Genomic DNA, 20,948 nt, shown 5'->3' on the forward strand with positions numbered 1-20,948 from the left:
AGATGAGAAGTAAGCCCTCATTTCATATTAAAAATATACCCTCTATAGGTATAGGAGATGACGTAATGGCTCAAGAAGAAACTTTTAAAATTGCAGGTATGACATGTGCAGCCTGTTCAGCGCGTATTGAACGTGTATTGCAACGTGAAGCGGGAATTGATCAAATCAACGTGAACCTCGTAATGGAAAATGGGACAGTTAAGTATGACCCGAATCAAATTACAATTGAACAAATATATGAACGCGTTGCGAAAATTGGTTATGAAGCTTTTCCAATGGAGACGAAAGCCGAAACAGAAAAAAGAAAAAATAATGAATTAAAACGTCAAAAAGCGAAATTCATTATTTCACTTGTTTTAGCATTACCGTTACTTTATACGATGTTCGGTCACTTTTCATTTTTAAGTTTTATACCGGTGCCCACTATTTTAATGAATGGCTGGTTTCAATTTATTTTAGCGACACCGATTCAATTTGTTCTCGGTTGGCAATTCTATGTAGGTGCTTATAAATCTTTAAAAAGTAAAAGTGCGAATATGGACGTTTTGGTTGCGATGGGAACATCAGCAGCGTACTTTTACAGTATTTATTTAATGTTAACGCATATAGGTCATGGCGGTCATGTGCCACTCTATTTTGAAACGAGTGCTGTGTTGATTACCCTCATTTTGTTAGGGAAATATTTTGAAATGCGTGCAAAAGGGCATGCAAGTGATGCAATTAGTAAACTTGCTGCACTACAAGTGAAAGATGCCGAAGTAGAACGTGAGGGTCGGACTGAAATGATTGCGATTGATGATGTTCGTGTAGGGGACATTGTATGGGTGCGAAGTGGTCAACAAATCCCGTTAGATGGTCAAGTGATTGAAGGTACAACGACTGTTAATGAAGCAATGTTAACGGGTGAAAGTATGCCGGTTGAAAAGAAAATTGGCGACACAGTCATTGGTAGTACGATGAACCAAACGAATTTTATTAAGCTTAAAGTGACACATGTCGGTGAAGACTTAGTGTTAAATCAAATTATTAAAGTCGTTGAAGAAGCACAAAACGATAAACCACAAATTCAACGGTTAGCTGACAAAATTTCAAATATTTTTGTACCAACTGTGGTAGTCCTTGCATTACTTTCATTTATCGTATGGTTTTTCGTAGTGACACCATTTCAATTTACAGAAGCATTCGAAATTTTTATCGCTGTCATTGTTATTGCTTGTCCATGTGCATTAGGGCTTGCAACGCCGACTTCGATTATGGTCGGCTCAGGTCGCGCGGCAGAATCGGGTATCTTGTTTAAAACGGCTGAAGCATTAGAACAAGCGCAACATGTGGATACGATTGTATTTGATAAAACTGGTACAATCACAAATGGTGAACCTAAAGTTGTGCAAACATACAATTATGCTGATGATGCGCATATCGGTGCCTATGTCAAAAGTTTAGAAATACAATCTGAACATCCACTTTCAAAAGCATTAGTTCATCATTTCAGTGATGAAGCGGTCTTACCTGTAACAGAATACAGAACGCATACAGGAAGCGGTATTTCAGGTATAATTGATGATCAACATGTTCGCATCGGTTCTATGCGCTTTGTAGTAACGGAAAACACGTTAACCGAAGCACAACAAAATACCATTCACGAGTTGGCTGAACAAGGTGCTACAGTGATTGGTATGACAATCAATGATACACTTGTTACGATAATCGGTGTCAGAGATGAGCCAAAAGATGAAGCGCAAGCAGTAATTCGTGCTTTAAATACAGATTATGATTTAGTGATGTTAAGTGGAGATAGTCAACAAACCGCTCAAGCTATTGGTCGTGAACTTGGCTTTACACGTGTTATTGCAGAAGTGAAGCCCGATGAAAAATCTAAAGTCATTACAGAATTACAAAATGAGGGCAAACGTGTCATGATGGTGGGGGATGGTATTAATGATGCCCCTGCGTTGATGAAAAGTGATATCGGTGTTGCCATGGGTTCTGGTTCAGATATTGCACTCGAATCAGCGGATATTGCGTTAGTCCGAAATCATTTGAGTGGTGTTGCAGAAGCACTTAAATTGAGTCGCTTAACGATTAAAAATATTAAACAAAACTTATTTTTCGCCTTTTGTTATAACTTGATTGGTATTCCTATTGCTGCAGCTGGCTTTTTAGCCCCGTGGGTCGCAGGTACAGCGATGGCATTTAGTTCAGTTTCTGTTGTATTAAATGCATTAAGATTAAAAAATGTGAAAAAATAATTTTATGAATTTACGATTTGGTGTAGTAAAGCGCTACAATTTAGGGTAAGATAAAGGAGTAGATAGCAGAATACGGGGTGATCAAATGGCGAAAAAGAATGATAAGCTTCAAAATGTGGTCCAAATGTTATCTTCAATCGGTGTGAAGGTGAAAAAAACGAAGCCCCGATTAGATATTATGCGATCATTACCCAAACCAAATCCTGCAACTGAGAAATTGAAACCGTATTAAGTTAGAGTGAAAAGCACTTAGATGTTGACTGATGTCACATCTAGGTGTTTTTTCGTTTTTATACACTTCGTTAGGTATTTTCGATTGCGTAATCGGGTTGTTATAGAAGGAGAAATTGATTTTGTTGATTGCTCCCTTTTGTCCTTGCTTTCCTAGGGGACTTGCCTCAACTAAATTCGGCTTGATTGGTGTGAACATTAAATCAAGTCGAATTGGATTTTCGGCTGCGTCTGATCCCTCAGGAGTCTCGGCCAAGTCCGCAATCATAAAATCAACATGTTTGTAGAAGTGACCCCGATTACATCATCGAAGTGAAAGAGGGTCTACATAGAAAATAAAAAGCATTTGTATAGACATGGCACTAATCACATCTAACGTATTTGTTCAATCGTTCTTGAATTTGTATGGGATGAAGAAAGAAATGTAGTGGTGATCGTGAATGCTCCCTTTTGCCCTTGTCTCAACTTAATTGGGTTGAATTAAAATGGAAATAATATCTAGGTTTTATCTATACTCATAAGGTTAGTGTGTTGTTTTGAATTGTCAAAAAATAAATATGAATAATATCCAAAAAAAGTTGTTAAATATATAGTAAATGTATATATATAATTGTGTTTTTTTGTGTATAATAACATTAAAGAGAGATGTTGTGTGAGCGTGAATCTTAAACCAATCCGCTAAACATAGAGGATTGAACAGTTAGGAGGCACCTACAGTTACTAAGTCACCTTGATGAAATTTACTTCAAAGAACGGATGGATGTATATGTTAAAAAAATTAGTGGTTACAGGTTTGATTGCTACAGCAGCGACGCAAGTTTATGCGCATGACACACAAGCGGCGGAAAAGGATGCGACAGATAATACGAAAGTGATGGTTAAGGATGAGGCGAAAAAAGATACGACACCTACAATCCATAAGTCGACATATATTTACCCGCATTTAGAAGGTGAAGATGATAGTGCGTATTTAAAACGTATGTTAACAAATCCACCAAAAGGGGCAGTGCCATACGGTGTTTTGAATAAAGATGGATCGATTACTGAACCTAATACGAATCCACATTATGATATTTTAAAAATTGCAGATCCAAGTCAAATGAAGGCGCCTGTTTTTGCACCAGCAGATGATCAAGATATGGGGGATAGTGATTTACAAATTGAACCTCCAGCATTAGTAGGACCCGCTGTTAAACACATCGATGCAACTGGAGATGCCAAAGCGAGCGATGCACAAAAAGCAACAAAATCTTCAAAAGCTGTAACACCGAATATAAAGCAAAAAGACGTGTCAACGCAAACTGCACAAGATAAAACGGATAAAATGGTGACGGCTGCAAAAGCGGCACCAACGAAACAACAAGTAGATACAAACAAAGTGTTGAATCAACAAGATAAAGCAGCTAAAATGTTGCCGGCAGCAGGGGAACCACAAGTGAATGCAATCGGTCAAATGGCACTTGCACTTTCAATGATGGCATTAGGTGTAGTTGTTGTGTTCTTTTCACGACGACGCAAAACAAAGCAATAATTAAAAAAGAGGTTGGGGAAACGTCATTGTTCCTCAGCCTCTTTTTTAATTATTATGTTGTACGTTTTTGTGTAGGTGCTTCATCGTTGTATTTTTTCGGTGTATGGTAATGGATACTCAGTAGTACGCCGACGCCCGCCATCATACTCCACAGCGAACTCCCGCCGTAACTAATGAATGGTAACGGAATACCAGTAATCGGTAAAAGTTGAATGGTCATGCCAATGTTTTGGAAAATATGGAACAACAATAAACTAATATAACCGATAATGAATGATTTGTTGAACAGATCGTCCGAATTCATCGCCATACGAATTAAGTGAAGTAATAACAATAAAAATACGCCTAATAAGATGACGGAACCTAAAAAGCCAAATTCTTCTCCAATCACTGAAAATATAAAGTCTGTATGGTTTTCTGGAATATAAACTTCTCCGTTGTTTAATCCTTTACCAATCAGCTGGCCTGAACCAATGGCTTTTAATGACTCTGTTAAATGGAAACCGTCCCCAGAACTGTATGAATAAGGGTCTAGCCAAGAGTTGATACGACCTAATTGATACGTTTTAATGCCCGCTACATTCTCTATTAAGCTTGGTTTGTAAATAATAGATAGGATTAAGCTACCTCCTAGGACGATTGCGCCTCCAAATAATGGGGCTAAAATTTTCCATGTGACACCACTTACAATTACAATACCAGCAATAATCGCTAAAAAGACGAGTGTCGTACCTAAGTCGTTTTGTAATAAAATTAACGCGATAGGGACTAAACTCACACCTGCAATTTTTAACAGTAACATGACGTCTGTTTGAAAAGACTTATTGAAGGTGAAACGATTATGTTGTGCGACAACCTTTGAAATCACTAAAATAAGTACGATTTTCATAAATTCTGAAGGTTGAATACTGATTGGACCAAAACGATACCAACTTTTAGCCCCGTTAATCACTGGTGTAATGGAAGATTCTGGTAGGAGTATTAAACCAAATAATAAAATATTGAAAATGATGTATACCGTATAAGTGTAATTGCGTATTTTTTTAGGTGAAAACAGCATAATCATGAACGCAATGATTGCACCAAGTATGTAATAAAAAATTTGTCTTACACCGAAATCAAGACTATATTGGCCCCCACCCATCGCTGAATGTATCGTTACCACACTGATGATACATAATATAATGATTAGTGCGATGAGTGGCCAATCTAGGCGGCGCAAAAACGACTTTTGCGTTTGTTGACGAGAGGATACCATGCCAATCTCCTTTACACATAAATTCTATATTGTCATTATATACCGATTTTACATAAGTTGTAATCAAATTGCTAATAATCTCGGAAAATAAATGCAATACAAATGAGAGTCGTGGTAATATGGAGTTTAGATAAAAAATATGGAGGCGGAGTTATGTCGAAAGAAGCATTATGTATCATTTATGGTGGTAAAAGTGCCGAACATGATGTGTCAATTTTAACCGCACAAAATGTGTTGAATGCAATTGATAAAGCGCGTTACCACATCGATATTATTTATATTACGAATGATGGTCAATGGAAAAAAATGGATAATATTACTGAAGACATTACTGATGTGGAAGCGTTACGTATTGAAGACGTCCCTACGACTGATATTTCAGCAATGTTGACAAAAAGTAGTCAAGGCGGTCGTTATGATGCTGTCTTCCCATTATTGCATGGGCCAAATGGTGAAGATGGTACGATTCAAGGATTATTTGAAGTGCTAGACCTTCCGTATGTGGGGAATGGTGTGTTAGCGGCATCAAGTTCAATGGACAAACTTGTGATGAAACAATTATTTGCACATCGCGGTTTACCTCAGTTACCATACGTGAGCTTTCTAAGAAGTGAATATGAAAAATACCGTAAAAATATTATTAAGCTCGTCCATGATAAGTTAGAATTTCCCGTATTCGTTAAGCCAGCGAACTTAGGTTCAAGTGTGGGGATTAGTAAATGTGAAGATGAAGCCTCTTTAATAAAAGGGATTGAAGAAGCTTTCCAATTTGACCGTAAGCTTGTCATTGAACAGGGTGTGGATGCGCGTGAGATTGAAGTAGCTGTACTAGGAAATGACTATCCTGAAACAACATGGCCAGGTGAAGTTGTCAAAGATGTCGCTTTCTATGACTATAAATCAAAATATAAAGATGGCAAAGTAAAGCTCGCTATTCCAGCTGATCTTGATCAAGAAGTTCAAATGACTTTACGCAATATGGCTGTAGAAGCATTTAAAGCGACAGACTGTTCAGGCTTGTTACGTGCAGACTTTTTCGTGACGTCTGACAATCAAATTTTCATCAATGAAACGAATGCGATGCCTGGATTTACAGCGTATAGTATGTATCCGAAATTATGGGAAAATATGGGTGTTTCTTATTCAGAATTAATTACAAAGTTGATCGACCTTGCGAAGGCACGTTACGAAGATAAGCAAAAAAATAAACATCGAATTGATTAGGAGTTTTGACGATGATAAATATAACGCTCAAACAACTTGCTGAATGGGTAGACTGTGAAATCGAACCACAATACTTAGATGTTGAAATTAAAGGCGTCACAATCGATTCGAGACATATTCAAAAAGGACAGTTATTCATCCCATTCAAAGGTGAAAATGTAGACGGTCATCAGTATAGTGAGCAAGCATTGAACGATGGGGCAAGTGCGACGTTTTTCCAAAAGAATAGCACAATGACTGCACCTTCAACAGGACCGGTCATTTATGTAGAGGATACATTAATTGCACTACAACAGTTGGCAAAAGCGTATTTACAACATGTCGCACCGACTGTCATTGCGGTGACAGGCTCGAATGGTAAGACGACGACTAAAGATATGTTGGAAAACGTCTTATCAGGAAAGTTCCGAGTTCAAAAAACACAAGGCAATTACAATAACGAAATCGGCATGCCATTAACGATTTTAGAACTTAAAGAAGATACAGAAGTTTCAATTTTAGAGATGGGTATGTCAGGGTTTCATGAAATTGAGCTGTTGTCGAACATTGCACAACCGGACTTTGCGGTAATTACAAATATCGGTGAATCTCACATGCAAGATTTAGGGTCAAGAGAAGGGATTGCAAAAGCAAAATTTGAAATTGTGACAGGCTTAAAGGCAGATGGTTATTTCATTTATGATGGTGATGAACCATTATTACAACCCCATGTCGAGACTTTATCAACAGCGCATCAAGTGAGTGTCGGTTTGTCACCTTCAAATGATATGCAATGTCAAATGGTGACACATCATGACGATGGTATTACGTTTACAGTAAATGGTGATGTCACATATCGCATTCCGATTTTAGGTGAACATAATATGCGAAATGCAACGATTGCAATTACAGTTGGTCGTATTATGGGCTTAACGGATGAACAAATTCAACAGCAATTTACTGAACTTAAATTGACAGGTATGCGTATGCAGAAGTTCATGACGCCGAATGGTGCGATAGTTATTAATGATGCGTATAATGCGAGTCCTACGAGTATGAAAGCCGCAATTGATACTTTGAGTCATATGAAAGGTGACAGAATTCTTGTGTTAGGTGATGTACTTGAACTCGGGGACCAATCACGACAACTGCATGCCAGTGTAGGAGCGTACTTAGAAGGTAAAGGTATAAATCAACTCTATACTTATGGTGAGGGTGCGATGGATATTCACGAAAAAGGTAAATCATTTGTGCAAGAGGCGATTCATTTCGATAAAAAGGATAAATTGATTCGTTATATGACATCTATAGTAGGACAACATAGCGTCGTCCTCGTTAAAGCTTCTCGTGGTATGCATTTAGAAGAAGTTGTCGAAGCGCTCGTGCAAGCAGAATAAAATGTATGAATGGAACGAAGCCGTGTAAGGTGACATGTCTTTGTTCCATTTTTTATTTGAAAATGATTTGAAATGAGGGTATAAAATTTAATTCCTTAACCGCATACAGCCGGCTTAAAACCTGAAGTGAATTGAATTAAAATCATAGAGAATATATAAGAATTTAAATGATAGTGAACTTTCGTTTATTGCGGTATTGTGACGAAAATGGTAATATGTAGAAGTTAGATTAAACTTATTTGACAAAAATATATAAGAATGATGATTCAAAAAAGGAGAATTACTTTGCAAAAATTTACAGAATTAGGCGTTTCAGAACGTACAGCTGAAACCCTCGAGGCAATGGGATTTACGGAACCGACACCCATTCAAAAAGACAGTATTCCATACGCACTCGAAAACATTGATATACTCGGTCAAGCTCAGACCGGAACAGGAAAAACAGGTGCGTTTGGTATCCCATTGATCGAAAAAGTAGTTGGTCAAGAAGGCGTGCGTGCACTTATTTTAGCACCTACACGTGAATTAGCGATGCAAGTGGCTGAACAATTACGCGAATTTAGCCGCGGTCAAAAAGTCCAAGTCGTGACTGTATTTGGTGGTATGCCTATCGATCGCCAAATTAAATCTTTAAAGCGTGGTCCACAAATCGTTGTCGGCACACCAGGTCGTGTGATTGACCACCTTAACCGTCGTACATTAAAAACGCAAGAAATCGAAACTTTAATTTTAGATGAAGCGGACGAGATGATGAACATGGGCTTCATTGATGATATGCGTTATATTATGGATAAACTTCCAAAAGAAAATCGACAAACGATGTTATTCTCGGCTACAATGCCAAAAGCGATTCAAGAATTAGTTCAAAAATTTATGAAATCGCCACGTATTATTAAAACGATGAATAATGAGATTTCTGATCCACAAATCGACGAATATTATACAATCGTTAAAGAACTTGAAAAATTCGACACGTTTACGAATTTCCTAGATGTACATCAACCTGAATTAGCCATCGTATTCGGTCGTACAAAACGCCGTGTTGATGAGTTAACAAGTGCGTTACTTTCAAAAGGTTACAAAGCTGAAGGACTTCACGGTGATATTACACAAGCGAAACGTTTAGAAGTATTGAAAAAGTTCAAAAACGATCAAATTGATATTTTAGTTGCGACAGATGTTGCAGCAAGAGGATTAGACATTTCGGGTGTGAGTCACGTATATAATTTTGATATTCCGCAAGATACAGAAAGTTATACACACCGTATTGGTCGTACAGGACGTGCGGGTAAACATGGTATTGCTGTGACATTCGTAAACCCAATCGAAATGGACTATATTCGTCAAATCGAGCAAACAAACCGCCGTCAAATGCGCGCGTTAAGACCACCGCATCGTAAAGAAGTGTTAAAAGCACGTGAAGACGAAATTAAGAGCAAAGTTCAAAGTTGGATGGATGCTGCAAAAGAACCACGTGTAGAAAATATTGCGAAACAACTATTAGAAACTTACGATCAAACTGAACTTGTCACAGCATTATTACAAGAATTAGTTGAATCTAATGATGAAGTTGAAGTGCAATTAACATTTGAAAAACCACTTGCACGTAAAAATGGCCGTTCACCAAAAGGTAACCGTAAAGGCGGTAACAATAAACGTCATTCAAAACCAGGACGTAATCATAAACCAAGTGGCAATAAAAAAGGTAACTTCAAACATAAAAGAGAATCAAAAGTGAAAAAAGGACGTACATTTGCGGATCATCAAAAATAAGCGTCATTCGTTCATATAAGTCAAGAGCAGCACAATGCATTTCAAATGAGATGCGTGTGCTGCTTTTTTAATAGCCTTCCTAAATGAACTTCATAAAGGATTACGGGACACTTTTTTGCTATCACTCAATTTACCAACGTACAAATTGATTTTGATACGAATTAATCTTGGATGAAACACTAAAACGCTCATGCTACATATCTAGCTATCAGTATGAAAAAAGTTTGTGATATAATAATGCTAAATTTACTGGGGGAGTGACCATCTGCATGCAACTTGAATTTTCTGGAAGTCCCAAACAAGCACGTCGCTATTTGAAATTGTGGCATCTATATCAATTGATTGCTACGCTCATTTTGTTAGTCGCTGGAGTCGTTGTATGGTTTTATTATGATATGCCATTTTACGGGACCTACATTTTCGTGGGGCTAGCGCTCATTGACGTGCTTTATTTTATCATTCGACCGATACTCCTCTATCGCTATTATCATTACCGTGTGACGGACAGTTATATTGAAATCAATAAAAACTGGTGGTTTAAGCGAAATGAAGTGATTCAAATTGAGCGTATCCAATATGTGAGACGTAAATCTGGACCATTAATGAGACGTTTTCATCTCGATCGATTGACTTGTTATACTGCAGGCCATGAGTTGGTCTTGCCGTTGCTCTTTGATGACACGATTACTGAAATTGAATCATTTTGTCTTGCGCGATTAGAAGGTGGTGACAGCGATGTATAGTCCTCAAAAGTTACATCCGATTTCTTACATATTAAGTATTATTGATGCGATAAAGAACAATATTATTTTGATCATCTTATTTTTATTTTTTCAGTTGGATAGCTTTGATTTTACAGATTGGACGAACTATATATGGCCAGGTATCATCACTCTATCGTTTGCTATCACATTCATTAGACGGACAGTTGAAATCTATCGAACGCGTTATTGGATTGAAGGTGACTACTTTATTTTAAAAAGTGGCCTGTTTAACTTGGAACAAAAAGAGCTTAATATACGTCGCATTCAATCGATGGATACTGTGCAACCTATCGTGCATCAATTGGTAGGTGGTGTAAAACTCACAATAAAAACACCGAGTGATGGTATTGATTTGAATATGGTGACGAAAAGGCAGAGTCAATGGATTCAAGAAGAAATAGAGAAAGTAAAAGCTATAATAGAAAGTGAAGACGACAAGCAAGTTCAGGCCGAAACTGCAAATGTTGAGGCAACGAACGATTACGAAACTGCGCCAACGCATAAACTGCAAGCACCTTCAGAAATGATTTATCAATTATCTACGCAAAATTTATTATTGATGGCAATGACAAGTGGTGCCGTTTTTGTCACGTTGGCAACTGTAGGGCCGATTTTCGCTGCTTTTGAAGATATTATCCCTTGGGAAGGTGTGTTTGATCAAGTTGAGGAGTGGATTAAGAATTTAGTAGCACTAATCGTAACATTGACAATTACAATCTTGCTTCTAGCCTATATTACAGGTGTTATCATCACCATGGTTAAATATTATCGATTTACATTAACGCGTAAAGGTGATTTTTTAAAAATTCGTTACGGCTTATTTAAAGTAACTAATTTAACGTTACCTATTACTAAGTTACAAGCAGTCCAAGAAAAGAAGTCGTTTTTAAGACATCTGTTTGGATTTACGTCATACCACTTTATAATTACAAGTGATATGGATGCGGATTTGGATGATGACTTTGCAGATGGTGTGATTATGGTGCTACCTTTTATTAAGCAACATGAAGGGGCGAAGATCTTGAAGTCACTCGTACCGGTCTATTCATTTCAACCGATTGTTTTAGGATTGCCGTGGCGCGGTTTTCATCGCCGCTTTTGGATTGTGTCATTAATTTTAATCGGCATCGGTGCGCTCGTTCATTATTATTTATGGATGTGGGTATGGCTACCTATCGTACTCATTATTACGTATATGATTATTCATAGTGTGATTGCGACGCGTGCATCAGGTTCAGCATATACGGATGAAGAAGTGTCGATTCGTAAAGTCACATGGTTTGGTTTTAAAACGACCACTTTTAAAAAGGATAAAATATTAGGTTTCCAACAAATTGCCCATCCTTTTATGCAACGTAAGCAGTTAGCGCATTTTGATTTTACCATTGCGAGTGGGTCTGTATTCAAAAATATTGGTTTACGTTTTGAGGATCAGTCGAAAGTCACACGATACAAACAATGGTATTTAGGAGGTGGTGATGTAAATGGAAAAGATGAGTAAAAGTGGTGTGAAAGTGATGCGTATCGCTGCATTACTAGTGTCAGTAATCATTACTTTACTGTTGATTGGATTTATTGTATTAAGCTATTTCTATGATTGGGATCGACTTAGCATCACCATTACGATCATTATCGCAGTCGTGCTTCTCCTCCATCTTATTGTTAATGTGTGGTTAAAACCGATTTATAAATATCGAGCATTTGGCTATAACTATAGTGCACATTTAATTACGGTGAGAAAAGGGTTTATCATGATTAAAGAAACACGTATTCCGATGTATCGAATTCAAAATGTGGATTTCAATGAAGGATGGATAATGCGCAAATACCAACTTGCGACATTGACACTTTCGACAGCAGGAGGAAATGTTGACATTACGCTCATTGATAAAGAAGAAGCGAAAAAAGTGATGGCATTTATTAAACAAAGAGGCGTTGTTGAAGAGACACAAACAGCAATGCCTTTAACAGAACATAACGATAAAGAAGAGGATCCTTTATGATATATGGTATAGGCATAGATTTAGTTGAAATAGCCCGAATTATGGAAACAGTACAACGTCAACCCCGCTTTCCAGAACGTATTTTATCAGAACAAGAACTTGAACGCTATAGAGATTATACGACTGAACGACGCCGTATCGAATTTTTAGCTGGTCGATTTGCGGTGAAAGAGGCATTCAGTAAAGCGTTAGGCACAGGGATTGGTAAGGACATTACATTCAAACAAATACATTGTGAAAATGATGCACTTGGCAAACCTACAATTCAAATGGAAGGCTATCGCGTACATGTTTCGATTACACATACAGAACATTATGCAGTCGCACAAGTCATTTTAGAACAATAACGGATGAATATAGATAGAGGAAGGATGACAATGATGTCAGAAAAATATTATCGCACCACCACAATGAACGTTAATTTAGATGCGATTACAGAAAATTATTATGCATTAACTAAATTACAACCAAACAAGACCATGATGCCGGTTGTTAAGGCGAATGCGTATGGGCTTGGAAGTATACAAATTGCGCAACATTTAAGTCAGTTAGGCGCTGAGTTTTTCTGTGTGGCGACTTTGGATGAAGCGATTGAATTAAGAATGCATGGGATTAAGGAGAAGATTTTGATTTTATCGAGTATTCCACCTGATGCCATTAATAAGGCGATTCAGCACCGTGTTGCAGTAACGGTTACTTCAAAAGCATGGTTAGAAGCAGCAATTGCTGAAATTGAAGAAGATAATGAAAAGACATTATGGTTACATATTAAAGTAGATACAGGGATGAATCGCTTAGGCGTGAAAGATATAGAAGTGTATCATGAGATTATTGCATTAATACAATCTCAAGAAAATCTCGTATTTGAAGGGGCTTTTTCACATTTTCATTCAGCAGATGAAGAGAATGACTCAGCCCATATACAATATGAACGCTTTGAAGAAATCATTGAAAGTACTGCACATCCTGCCTACATTCATATGCAAAATTCTGCAGGAACTTTACGTTTCAATCCGTCATTATGTAATGCTTTTAGACCAGGTATTGCAGTTTATGGCTACTATCCTTCAGCATTTATTGAAAGTATTGCGACTGCACAATTAACACCTGCTGTTCAACTTGTGACAGAAGTAATGGAAGTAAAGTCATTGTTAAAAGGTGAGTCGGTAGGTTATGGTCAAACATATACGGCACCTGAAGATATGGCGATTGCTTTATTACCGATTGGCTATGCAGATGGTTATTTACGTTCGATGCAAGGTTCAAATGTCAGAATTGGAGAGGCTGAATGTGAGATTGTAGGACGCGTGAGTATGGATCGTACAGCAATTCGTGTACCTGCAACAGTTCGACCGGGTGATCAAGTGATTTTAATTGATGATCAAGCGCATACGTCACAGTCTGTAGAAAGTCTTGCAGCACAACAACAAACCATTAATTATGAAGTGTTATGTAATATTGGAAGAAGGGTGCCTCGCCTATATCATGCAGAAGAAATGGTCGAAATATCCAACGAATTGTTAAAATAGTATGGTGATTCCTCCATATTTTTGTTAGAATGAACATAATAAAAGAATTTTTTAATGTGTTGTATTGATATGGAGGTCCTATTTATGTCAGCATTCAATCAAACAAGATTTAAAAATTTAGAACAGTCATTAAAAGAAGGTTATGTACAGATGGCAGATTTGAATCTCTCCCTAGCGACTGAAGCGTACTCAGTTGAATGTGAAGCTTGCGATTGTAACGAATCACACTTGACATCTGATTATAAGGAAGACTAAATGAAGCGCGGAGACGTCTATTTAGCAGATTTATCACCAGTACAGGGTTCTGAACAGGGGGGAGTAAGGCCCGTTGTCATTATTCAAAATGACACTGGAAATAAGTATAGTCCCACTGTGATTGTAGCCGCAATTACCGGTCGGATTAATAAGGCAAAGATACCAACGCATGTCGAAATCGAAAAAAATAAATATAAGCTCGATAAAGATTCTGTTATTTTACTAGAACAAATTCGGACAGTCGATAAGAAAAGATTGAAAGAAAAGTTAACGTTTTTGTCTGATAAGAAGATGAAAGAGGTTAACAATGCGATTGGTATTAGTTTAGGACTGCACATGAATCATCATAAATAGGCTTTAGGATAATGCTCCTAAAGCCTTTTACAGTTTTTAGTGGAAGGAGAACGTTTAATGACAAATCAGAATGAATCGCGATACTTTCAACTTGTTGATCAATTTTTGAAAAGTGAAAGTAAATCAAATGTTCTAAATCAAGCGCATTCTTTTTCTGAAAATTTATCTGATGATGCTTTATTACCAGAAGAATTTGTAGATATACATAGAAAATATGTCCAGATTCACGAATTGTCACGTGAAGATATGATAGCTATTTTAGATGTTCTAAGAGCGGTCATTGGTAGTTTTGGGTATGATTATGCCGACTATAAAGCATTAGTTGACCGTGTGGAAGTCCACGATAAAGAACTGGATGTTGCTTCACGTTTACAACAAACGATGCTCAAAACGAACATCCCACAATTCGATAGCATTCAAATTGGAGTGATCTCTGTTGCTGCTCAGCATGTGAGTGGTGACTATTTCAACTTAATTGATCATAAAGATGGAACGATGAGTTTTGCGGTCGCGGACGTCATTGGTAAAGGCATTCCAGCTGCATTAGCCATGAGTATGATTAAGTTTGGGATGGATTCTTATGGTCACTCTCAACTCCCTAACGATGGTTTGAAACGTTTAAATCGTGTAGTAGAAAAAAATATCAATCAAAATATGTTTGTGACGATGTTTTATGGACTTTATGAAGAGATTAACCATGTCCTATACTGTAGTTCAGCAGGGCATGAACCGGGTTATGTTTTTAGGGCAGAATCCGACACATTTGAAGAAATTTCTGTTCGAGGTCGCGTATTAGGTGTAAGTCCGCATGTAAGGTATCAACAACAAGAAATTGCCATCAATATTGATGATATGATTATCGTTTTTACAGATGGTGTGACCGAAATTCGAAAAGAAGATGGCGAATTTATTGACACTTGTTATTTACTTGATTTTATTCTTGCTTACAAACAATTACATCCACAAGATATCGTCCAACTATTGTATGAAGAATTACTGAGATTGCAAAAAACAGGAAAACGTGATGATTTAACCATTTTGATTATTAAGCGTTTGCATTAAAGTTGAAAAATGAGATTAGTTATGTTGCGAAATGGGTAAACTGAACAAGTAGAGAATAAAGTAGGAGTGTAATCAATAATGAACCTTAATATAGAAACCGAAAAGCATGAAACACATTATGATGTCGCAGTAGCCGGTGAACTTGACGTTGCCACAGTTCCGGAACTTGAAAAAGTGCTCGTCCCTATACGCCAAGCAGGAACGCACGATATTTATGTTAATTTAGAAAAGTTAAACTATATGGATTCAACAGGTTTAGGGTTATTTGTAGGAACTTTAAAAGCATTAAATCAGCACGAGAAGCAATTATTCATTTTAGGTGTGAATGATCGCATTAAACGTCTGTTTGAAATTACAGGCCTTAATGATTTGATGCATGTCAACGAAGGAACGGAGGTCGAATAACTGATGATGCAATCCAATGATTTCATTGAAATGCGGCTTCCTGCTTCTGCTGAGTATGTCAGCTTAATTCGTTTAACTTTATCAGGTGTTTTCACACGTGCTGGCGCGCATTATGATGACATTGAAGACGCTAAAATAGCAGTGAGTGAAGCGGTCACGAATGCTGTAAAACACGCTTACAAAGATAAAGAAGAAAAAGGCTACATTCATGTTTGTTTTGAAATCGCATCAGATCGAATCAAAATTGTAGTATCTGACCAAGGCGATAGCTTTAATTATCAAGAAACAAAACAAAACCTAGGCCCTTATCAAGAAAATGAAAGTATCGATTTCTTGAGAGAAGGTGGACTCGGTTTATTCTTAATCGAATCATTAATGGATGAGGTAACGGTCGATAAAGAGACAGGTGTTACAATTAGTATGATTAAGTATATCAAAAAAGAGCAGGTGCGAAATAATGACGAAAGAGTCGAAATCAGCTAGTGCTGTTTCACCTGAACAAATCAACCAATGGATTCAAGCATATCAGACTCATGAGGATCATGATGCACAAGAAAAACTTGTAAAGCATTATGAGAAGCTGATTGAATCCTTAGCTTATAAATACTCAAAAGGTCAATCACATCACGAAGATTTAGTACAGGTTGGTATGGTAGGACTGATTGGTGCGATTAATCGATTTGATTTATCATTTGATAGAAAATTCGAAGCGTTTTTAGTCCCCACTGTTATAGGTGAAATCAAGCGCTATTTACGGGATAAAACATGGAGTGTTCATGTACCTCGTAGAATTAAAGAAATAGGACCAAGAATCAAAAAAGTGAGCGATGAGCTAACAAATGAATTAGAGCGTTCACCTTCAATTAGTGAGATTGCAGAACGTCTAGAAGTTTCAGATGAAGATGTTTTAGAAGCGATGGAGATGGGGCAAAGTTACAATGCTTTAAGTGTGGACCATTCCATCGAAGCGGACAAAGACGGATCTACAGTGACACTATTAGATATCATGGGTCAACAAGATGATAATTATGAGCTGACTGAGAAGCGGATGATTTTAGAACGTATACTTCCTATTTTAACCGATCGTGAAAGAGAGATTATTCAATGCACGTTTATTGATGGTCTGAGTCAAAAAGAGACGGGGGAACGTATTGGATTAAGTCAGATGCATGTCTCTCGATTACAAAGAACAGCCATTAAGAAATTGCAAGAGGCTGCGAGAAAATAGAGGTTTGATAAAAGGATTGGGATGTGATGTTCCGGTCCTTTTTTTGTGTTTTTAGCATAATGATTGACACAAAGCAACCTACAAGATTGCTAGGCCACACTGCGCGTTCCCAGGGGACTTGCCTCAACTAAATTTGGCTTAATTGGAGTGCATACTTGATGGAAGCCAAATTGGATTTTCGGCTGCGTCTGATCCCTTGGGAGTCTTGTATGGCCTTTGCAATCTGTGGTGTTGAGTTAAACATTTCGAGGAACAGCCCAATTCTTTTATTTTTGGTGTGGGGATAAGGGTAGATGAGAACTGTGGGTTGAATTCGACAATATTGAAAAGGAAGCTTTGTTTCTCACTGACATTCGATGATACATACATGTTAAAATAGATAAGAAACGATTGAGAAAGCGGTGAATATTTTTGGCAAATCATTTTGTACAAGCAATACATAAACAATATCAGTATCCAGTTCAACATATTGAGGCGGTTCTGAAATTATTAGAAGAAAAAAACACTGTACCTTTTATTGCGCGTTATCGTAAAGAAGTGACAGGTGGATTAGATGAAGTTGAAATTAAACAAATTGCTGATGAATATCACTATATGGAACAGTTGCAAAAGCGAAAAGATGAAGTGATACATAGCATTGAACAACAAGGTTTATTAACGGATGAACTGCGTCAAGAGATTCAACAGCAAACGAAATTACAACGTGTGGAAGATTTGTATCGTCCATATAAGCAAAAGAAAAAAACACGTGCGACAGAGGCAAAACGTAAAGGACTTGAGCCTCTAGCAGAATGGATTTATCGTCAAAATTTAGATGGTGATATAGAGGAGAAAGCACAGGCATTTTTAACTGAAGAAGTCACAACAACGGAAGATGCGATTCAAGGGTCACAAGACATTATTGCTGAGAAAATTGCAGATCATCCGCAATATCGCAAACAGATTTTAAAATTAACACAAAAAGAAGGCTTGATTACAGCACAGAAAAAGAAAAATGCAGAAGACGAAAAAGCTGTTTTTGAAATGTACTATGATTATCAAGAGCCCGTGCGTTCTGTTGCGAATCATCGAATTTTAGCGATGAATCGTGGTGAAAATGAAAAAGTACTACAAGTGAAAATTGAGATGGACAAGTCTACTTTGGCACAAAACATTAAAAATCGTGAAGTTAAAGGCCAAAATGCGCTGTCTACACTTGTGGGAGAAGCGATTGACGATGCGATGAAACGTTTGATTTATCCGTCAATTGAACGAGAAATTAGAACAGATTTGACTGAACGCGCTGAAACACAAGCGATTACATTGTTTAGTGAAAACTTGAAAAATCTGTTATTGCAGCCGCCATTAAAAGGGAAACAAATTTTAGGTGTGGACCCAGCTTTTCGTACTGGATGTAAACTCGCAGTCATTAATCCGTATGGCACATTTATTGAAAAGTCTGTAATGTATCCACATCCACCAGTTTCTAAAGTAGCGGAAGCTGAAAAAATATTCTTAAAAATGGTGAAAGATTTTGACATTAACTTAATTGCGATAGGAAATGGAACAGCGAGTCGCGAAACAGAACAATTTGTAGCGCGCATGATTCAAGAACATCAACTCGATGTCCAGTATATTATTGTGAACGAAGCAGGGGCATCAGTGTATTCAGCTTCAGAAATCGCACGTGCTGAATTCCCTGATTTTCAAGTAGAAGAGCGTAGTGCTGTATCAATAGGGAGACGTGTACAAGATCCATTAAGCGAACTTGTTAAAATCGATCCTAAGTCAATAGGTGTCGGACAATATCAACATGATGTGAACCAAAAAGCGTTAGATGCGGCACTTGACTTTGTAGTAGAAACAGCCGTTAACCAGGTTGGTGTTGATGTCAATACAGCGTCAAGTACATTGTTACAACATGTATCAGGATTATCTCGTCAAATTGCTGATAACATTGTGTTATATCGTGAAGAAAATGGGGCGATCAAGCATCATCGCGAGTTGAATAAAGTGAAACGTTTAGGTGCAAAGACGTTTGAACAAAGTATCGGATTTTTACGTATTGTAAACGGAAAAGAACCTTTAGACAATACTGCAATTCACCCAGAAAGTTATCAAGCGACATATCAATTATTGGAACGCTTGGGGCTTAAAATTTCAGATATTGGTACGCCCGTTGCAGCTAAAACTTTATCGACATTGGATATAGAAGCATATGCAAAATCATTAAATGTTGGCGTACCAACGTTAGAAGATATTGTGAAGTCATTGATTGCACCGAATCGTGATCCTCGTGATGATTATGAGACGCCTGAATTAAAATCGGATGTATTATCAATTGAGGATTTATCAAAAGGGATGAAACTGAATGGAACAGTACGTAATGTTGTCGATTTCGGTGCCTTTGTCGATATTGGTATTAAACAAGATGGTTTGGTACACATTTCAAAACTCACTAAGAAGTTTGTTAAACACCCAATGGACATCGTTAGTGTTGGTGATATTGTAGAAGTGTGGATTGAAAATATAGATGAGCATAAAGGAAAAGTTGCATTGACAATGATTGATCCGAATGAATAATCAAGCTTTACAACAATTAACTGAGCAAATTGCAATAAAGGATTTTGGTGTCCCATTTAAACACCGTATTTATTTTAATCGGCGGTTACGTACAACTGGTGGACGTTATATGCTAAGGTCACACGATATTGAAATCAACCCTAAACAATATGAACATTTTGGAGAAGAAGCGTTAATTCAAATTATTAAGCATGAATTATGTCATTACTTCTTACATTTGAGTGGAAGAGGACATCAACATAAAGATAGAGATTTTAAACTATTGGCGAAAAAGGTGGGCGCACCTAGATTTTGTCAACCGACAGAAAGTTATGCTTCAAGAGCGAATTATGAGTATCAATGTTGTTCGTGTAAAACGTCTTTTATTCGGATTAGAAAAGTTGATGTTACTAAAATGCGTTGTGGCAGGTGCGGTGGACGCCTTCAGTTAAAAAGACACTTATAATAAAGGAGACACTATACGTTGACAGTTAAAAGTGAGCGATAGTGTCCTTTTATTTTTATGAATTGTAAAAAGAGGTTTTGTAACGTATAAGCAATCATTTATGCGCATCATGTCGACATCAAAATAAATGCAAAAAAATAAGGGATTTTGTATTGACTTTATCCTGGTAACTTATTATAATAACAAAGTCGTCAAAAAAAGTGACAAACAAAACAAGATTGTGTTTGACATTGATGGCGGAATGTTGTATTCTAAAATACGTCGCAAAAATGATATTGTTAAAGACAGATTACAAACATTAAAAAAATATTAAAAAAGTGTTGACAATACAAACACCATATAATATAATAAATATCGTTCTGAAAAAACATTACGTCTTATCCAAGCGGTCGTGGCGGAATGGCAGACGCGCTAGGTTGAGGGCCTAGTGGGAGAAATCCCGTGGAGGTTCAAGTCCTCTCGGCCGCATCAACCAATAATTAAATAAGCGGGTGTAGTTTAATGGCAAAACCTCAGCCTTCCAAGCTGATGTTGTGAGTTCGATTCTCATCACCCGCTCCATGAATTAAATTGAAATGAACATTGAAAACTGAATGACAATATGTCAACGTTAATTCCGATAATTTGAGTACTTCAAAAGTACTTTCAAGAGTGATTGACTTAAACAATCAACGAGCTATATCAAGCTTACTTCTTTTA

Annotated in this window: 20 protein-coding genes and 2 tRNA genes; 21 read left to right on the forward strand and 1 reads right to left on the reverse strand. The window is 37.2% G+C overall.

The genetic code is table 11. From position 1 onward, the window contains the following. Nucleotides 1–65: 65 nt before the first annotated feature. The 3 genes from CCE82_RS09550 (at nt 66) to CCE82_RS09560 (ending at nt 4,011) form a co-directional block, all read left to right on the forward strand. Nucleotides 66–2,249 (forward strand): heavy metal translocating P-type ATPase, encoded by a 2,184-nt coding sequence (locus CCE82_RS09550; protein ID WP_086429169.1) that lies wholly within the window; start codon nt 66–68, stop codon nt 2,247–2,249. An 85-nt stretch (nt 2,250–2,334) separates the two neighbouring features. Then, nucleotides 2,335–2,481, forward strand: coding sequence for an Lmo0850 family protein (locus tag CCE82_RS13065; protein ID WP_014613367.1), 147 nt, complete (start codon nt 2,335–2,337; stop codon nt 2,479–2,481). A 765-nt stretch (nt 2,482–3,246) separates the two neighbouring features. After that, nucleotides 3,247–4,011, forward strand: a complete 765-nt coding sequence (locus tag CCE82_RS09560; RefSeq protein WP_086429186.1) for a peptidase — start codon at nt 3,247–3,249, stop codon at nt 4,009–4,011. A gap of 52 nt (nt 4,012–4,063) precedes the next feature. On the opposite strand, the gene CCE82_RS09565 is transcribed toward CCE82_RS09560, so the two are convergent. Beyond that, a complete protein-coding gene (locus CCE82_RS09565; protein ID WP_086429170.1) occupies nt 4,064–5,269 on the reverse strand; it encodes an FtsW/RodA/SpoVE family cell cycle protein in 1,206 nt (401 codons plus the stop codon). 153 nt (nt 5,270–5,422) lie between these two features. Between CCE82_RS09565 and CCE82_RS09570 the strand changes: the two genes are divergently transcribed. From CCE82_RS09570 to CCE82_RS09655, 18 genes are all read left to right on the forward strand, one after another. Beyond that, the gene (locus CCE82_RS09570) at nt 5,423–6,493 is read left to right on the forward strand and encodes a D-alanine--D-alanine ligase (protein ID WP_086429171.1); all 1,071 of its coding nucleotides are present in this window, start codon (nt 5,423–5,425) and stop codon (nt 6,491–6,493) included. Nucleotides 6,494–6,504: 11 nt separating this feature from the next. After that, nucleotides 6,505–7,869 (forward strand): UDP-N-acetylmuramoyl-tripeptide--D-alanyl-D-alanine ligase, encoded by a 1,365-nt coding sequence (locus tag CCE82_RS09575; RefSeq protein ID WP_086429172.1) that lies wholly within the window; start codon nt 6,505–6,507, stop codon nt 7,867–7,869. A 285-nt stretch (nt 7,870–8,154) separates the two neighbouring features. Further along, the gene (gene cshA / locus CCE82_RS09580; protein ID WP_086429173.1) at nt 8,155–9,642 is read left to right on the forward strand and encodes a degradosome RNA helicase CshA; all 1,488 of its coding nucleotides are present in this window, start codon (nt 8,155–8,157) and stop codon (nt 9,640–9,642) included. 269 nt (nt 9,643–9,911) lie between these two features. Beyond that, nucleotides 9,912–10,385, forward strand: coding sequence for a PH domain-containing protein (locus tag CCE82_RS09585; protein ID WP_086429174.1), 474 nt, complete (start codon nt 9,912–9,914; stop codon nt 10,383–10,385). Beyond that, entirely contained in the window at nt 10,378–11,907 is a 1,530-nt protein-coding gene (locus CCE82_RS09590; protein ID WP_086429175.1) for a PH domain-containing protein, read from the forward strand. Before CCE82_RS09585 ends, CCE82_RS09590 begins: the two co-directional genes overlap by 8 nt. Then, complete coding sequence (locus CCE82_RS09595) at nt 11,891–12,409, forward strand: PH domain-containing protein (protein WP_086429176.1); 519 nt, start codon at nt 11,891–11,893, stop codon at nt 12,407–12,409. The genes CCE82_RS09590 and CCE82_RS09595 overlap by 17 nt, the downstream gene beginning before the upstream one ends. After that, nucleotides 12,406–12,756, forward strand: a complete 351-nt coding sequence (gene acpS, locus CCE82_RS09600; protein WP_086429177.1) for a holo-ACP synthase — start codon at nt 12,406–12,408, stop codon at nt 12,754–12,756. Before CCE82_RS09595 ends, acpS begins: the two co-directional genes overlap by 4 nt. A 33-nt stretch (nt 12,757–12,789) precedes the next feature. Beyond that, nucleotides 12,790–13,938, forward strand: coding sequence for an alanine racemase (gene alr / locus CCE82_RS09605; protein ID WP_086429187.1), 1,149 nt, complete (start codon nt 12,790–12,792; stop codon nt 13,936–13,938). Between the two features lie 84 nt (nt 13,939–14,022). After that, entirely contained in the window at nt 14,023–14,193 is a 171-nt protein-coding gene (mazE, locus tag CCE82_RS09610) for a type II toxin-antitoxin system antitoxin MazE (RefSeq protein WP_019169265.1), read from the forward strand. Further along, nucleotides 14,194–14,547, forward strand: coding sequence for a type II toxin-antitoxin system PemK/MazF family toxin (locus CCE82_RS09615; protein ID WP_019169266.1), 354 nt, complete (start codon nt 14,194–14,196; stop codon nt 14,545–14,547). A gap of 57 nt (nt 14,548–14,604) precedes the next feature. Then, nucleotides 14,605–15,609 carry a SpoIIE family protein phosphatase gene (locus tag CCE82_RS09620; RefSeq protein WP_086429178.1) on the forward strand — a complete coding sequence of 335 codons (1,005 nt, stop codon included), beginning with the start codon at nt 14,605–14,607 and terminating at the stop codon, nt 15,607–15,609. Between the two features lie 78 nt (nt 15,610–15,687). Next, nucleotides 15,688–16,014 carry an anti-sigma factor antagonist gene (locus CCE82_RS09625; protein ID WP_086429179.1) on the forward strand — a complete coding sequence of 109 codons (327 nt, stop codon included), beginning with the start codon at nt 15,688–15,690 and terminating at the stop codon, nt 16,012–16,014. Nucleotides 16,015–16,017: 3 nt separating this feature from the next. Next, nucleotides 16,018–16,497, forward strand: coding sequence for an anti-sigma B factor RsbW (gene rsbW / locus CCE82_RS09630; protein WP_086429180.1), 480 nt, complete (start codon nt 16,018–16,020; stop codon nt 16,495–16,497). Next, on the forward strand, nt 16,472–17,242 hold the full coding sequence (gene sigB, locus CCE82_RS09635) for an RNA polymerase sigma factor SigB (protein ID WP_086429181.1): 771 nt from the start codon (nt 16,472–16,474) through the stop codon (nt 17,240–17,242). Before rsbW ends, sigB begins: the two co-directional genes overlap by 26 nt. 411 nt (nt 17,243–17,653) lie before the next feature. Further along, on the forward strand, nt 17,654–19,804 hold the full coding sequence (locus CCE82_RS09640) for a Tex family protein (RefSeq protein ID WP_086429182.1): 2,151 nt from the start codon (nt 17,654–17,656) through the stop codon (nt 19,802–19,804). Continuing rightward, on the forward strand, nt 19,797–20,249 hold the full coding sequence (locus CCE82_RS09645) for a SprT family protein (RefSeq protein ID WP_086429183.1): 453 nt from the start codon (nt 19,797–19,799) through the stop codon (nt 20,247–20,249). Before CCE82_RS09640 ends, CCE82_RS09645 begins: the two co-directional genes overlap by 8 nt. 385 nt (nt 20,250–20,634) lie before the next feature. Beyond that, nucleotides 20,635–20,717 (forward strand) — tRNA-Leu (locus CCE82_RS09650). A gap of 19 nt (nt 20,718–20,736) precedes the next feature. After that, nucleotides 20,737–20,810, forward strand: a tRNA-Gly gene (locus CCE82_RS09655). Nucleotides 20,811–20,948 lie beyond the last annotated feature (138 nt).

The sequence above is a fragment of the Staphylococcus cornubiensis genome (assembly GCF_900183575.1).
GTDB lineage: Bacteria > Bacillota > Bacilli > Staphylococcales > Staphylococcaceae > Staphylococcus > Staphylococcus cornubiensis.

Excerpts from the sequence above, each read along its gene's own strand:
- CCE82_RS09550 (WP_086429169.1), top strand. The coding sequence starts at position 66 with ATGGCTCAAGAAGAAACTTTTAAAATTGCAGGTATGACATGTGCAGCC.
- CCE82_RS09645 (WP_086429183.1), top strand. The coding sequence starts at position 19,797 with ATGAATAATCAAGCTTTACAACAATTAACTGAGCAAATTGCAATAAAG.
- CCE82_RS09575 (WP_086429172.1), top strand. The coding sequence starts at position 6,505 with ATGATAAATATAACGCTCAAACAACTTGCTGAATGGGTAGACTGTGAA.
- mazE (WP_019169265.1), top strand. The coding sequence starts at position 14,023 with ATGTCAGCATTCAATCAAACAAGATTTAAAAATTTAGAACAGTCATTA.
- CCE82_RS09585 (WP_086429174.1), top strand. The coding sequence starts at position 9,912 with ATGCAACTTGAATTTTCTGGAAGTCCCAAACAAGCACGTCGCTATTTG.
- alr (WP_086429187.1), top strand. The coding sequence starts at position 12,790 with ATGTCAGAAAAATATTATCGCACCACCACAATGAACGTTAATTTAGAT.
- CCE82_RS09625 (WP_086429179.1), top strand. The coding sequence starts at position 15,688 with ATGAACCTTAATATAGAAACCGAAAAGCATGAAACACATTATGATGTC.
- CCE82_RS09570 (WP_086429171.1), top strand. The coding sequence starts at position 5,423 with ATGTCGAAAGAAGCATTATGTATCATTTATGGTGGTAAAAGTGCCGAA.
- CCE82_RS13065 (WP_014613367.1), top strand. The coding sequence starts at position 2,335 with ATGGCGAAAAAGAATGATAAGCTTCAAAATGTGGTCCAAATGTTATCT.
- CCE82_RS09560 (WP_086429186.1), top strand. The coding sequence starts at position 3,247 with ATGTTAAAAAAATTAGTGGTTACAGGTTTGATTGCTACAGCAGCGACG.
- CCE82_RS09590 (WP_086429175.1), top strand. The coding sequence starts at position 10,378 with ATGTATAGTCCTCAAAAGTTACATCCGATTTCTTACATATTAAGTATT.
- acpS (WP_086429177.1), top strand. The coding sequence starts at position 12,406 with ATGATATATGGTATAGGCATAGATTTAGTTGAAATAGCCCGAATTATG.
- CCE82_RS09565 (WP_086429170.1), bottom strand. The coding sequence starts at position 5,269 with ATGGTATCCTCTCGTCAACAAACGCAAAAGTCGTTTTTGCGCCGCCTA.
- CCE82_RS09620 (WP_086429178.1), top strand. The coding sequence starts at position 14,605 with ATGACAAATCAGAATGAATCGCGATACTTTCAACTTGTTGATCAATTT.
- CCE82_RS09595 (WP_086429176.1), top strand. The coding sequence starts at position 11,891 with ATGGAAAAGATGAGTAAAAGTGGTGTGAAAGTGATGCGTATCGCTGCA.
- CCE82_RS09615 (WP_019169266.1), top strand. The coding sequence starts at position 14,194 with ATGAAGCGCGGAGACGTCTATTTAGCAGATTTATCACCAGTACAGGGT.
- sigB (WP_086429181.1), top strand. The coding sequence starts at position 16,472 with ATGACGAAAGAGTCGAAATCAGCTAGTGCTGTTTCACCTGAACAAATC.
- rsbW (WP_086429180.1), top strand. The coding sequence starts at position 16,018 with ATGATGCAATCCAATGATTTCATTGAAATGCGGCTTCCTGCTTCTGCT.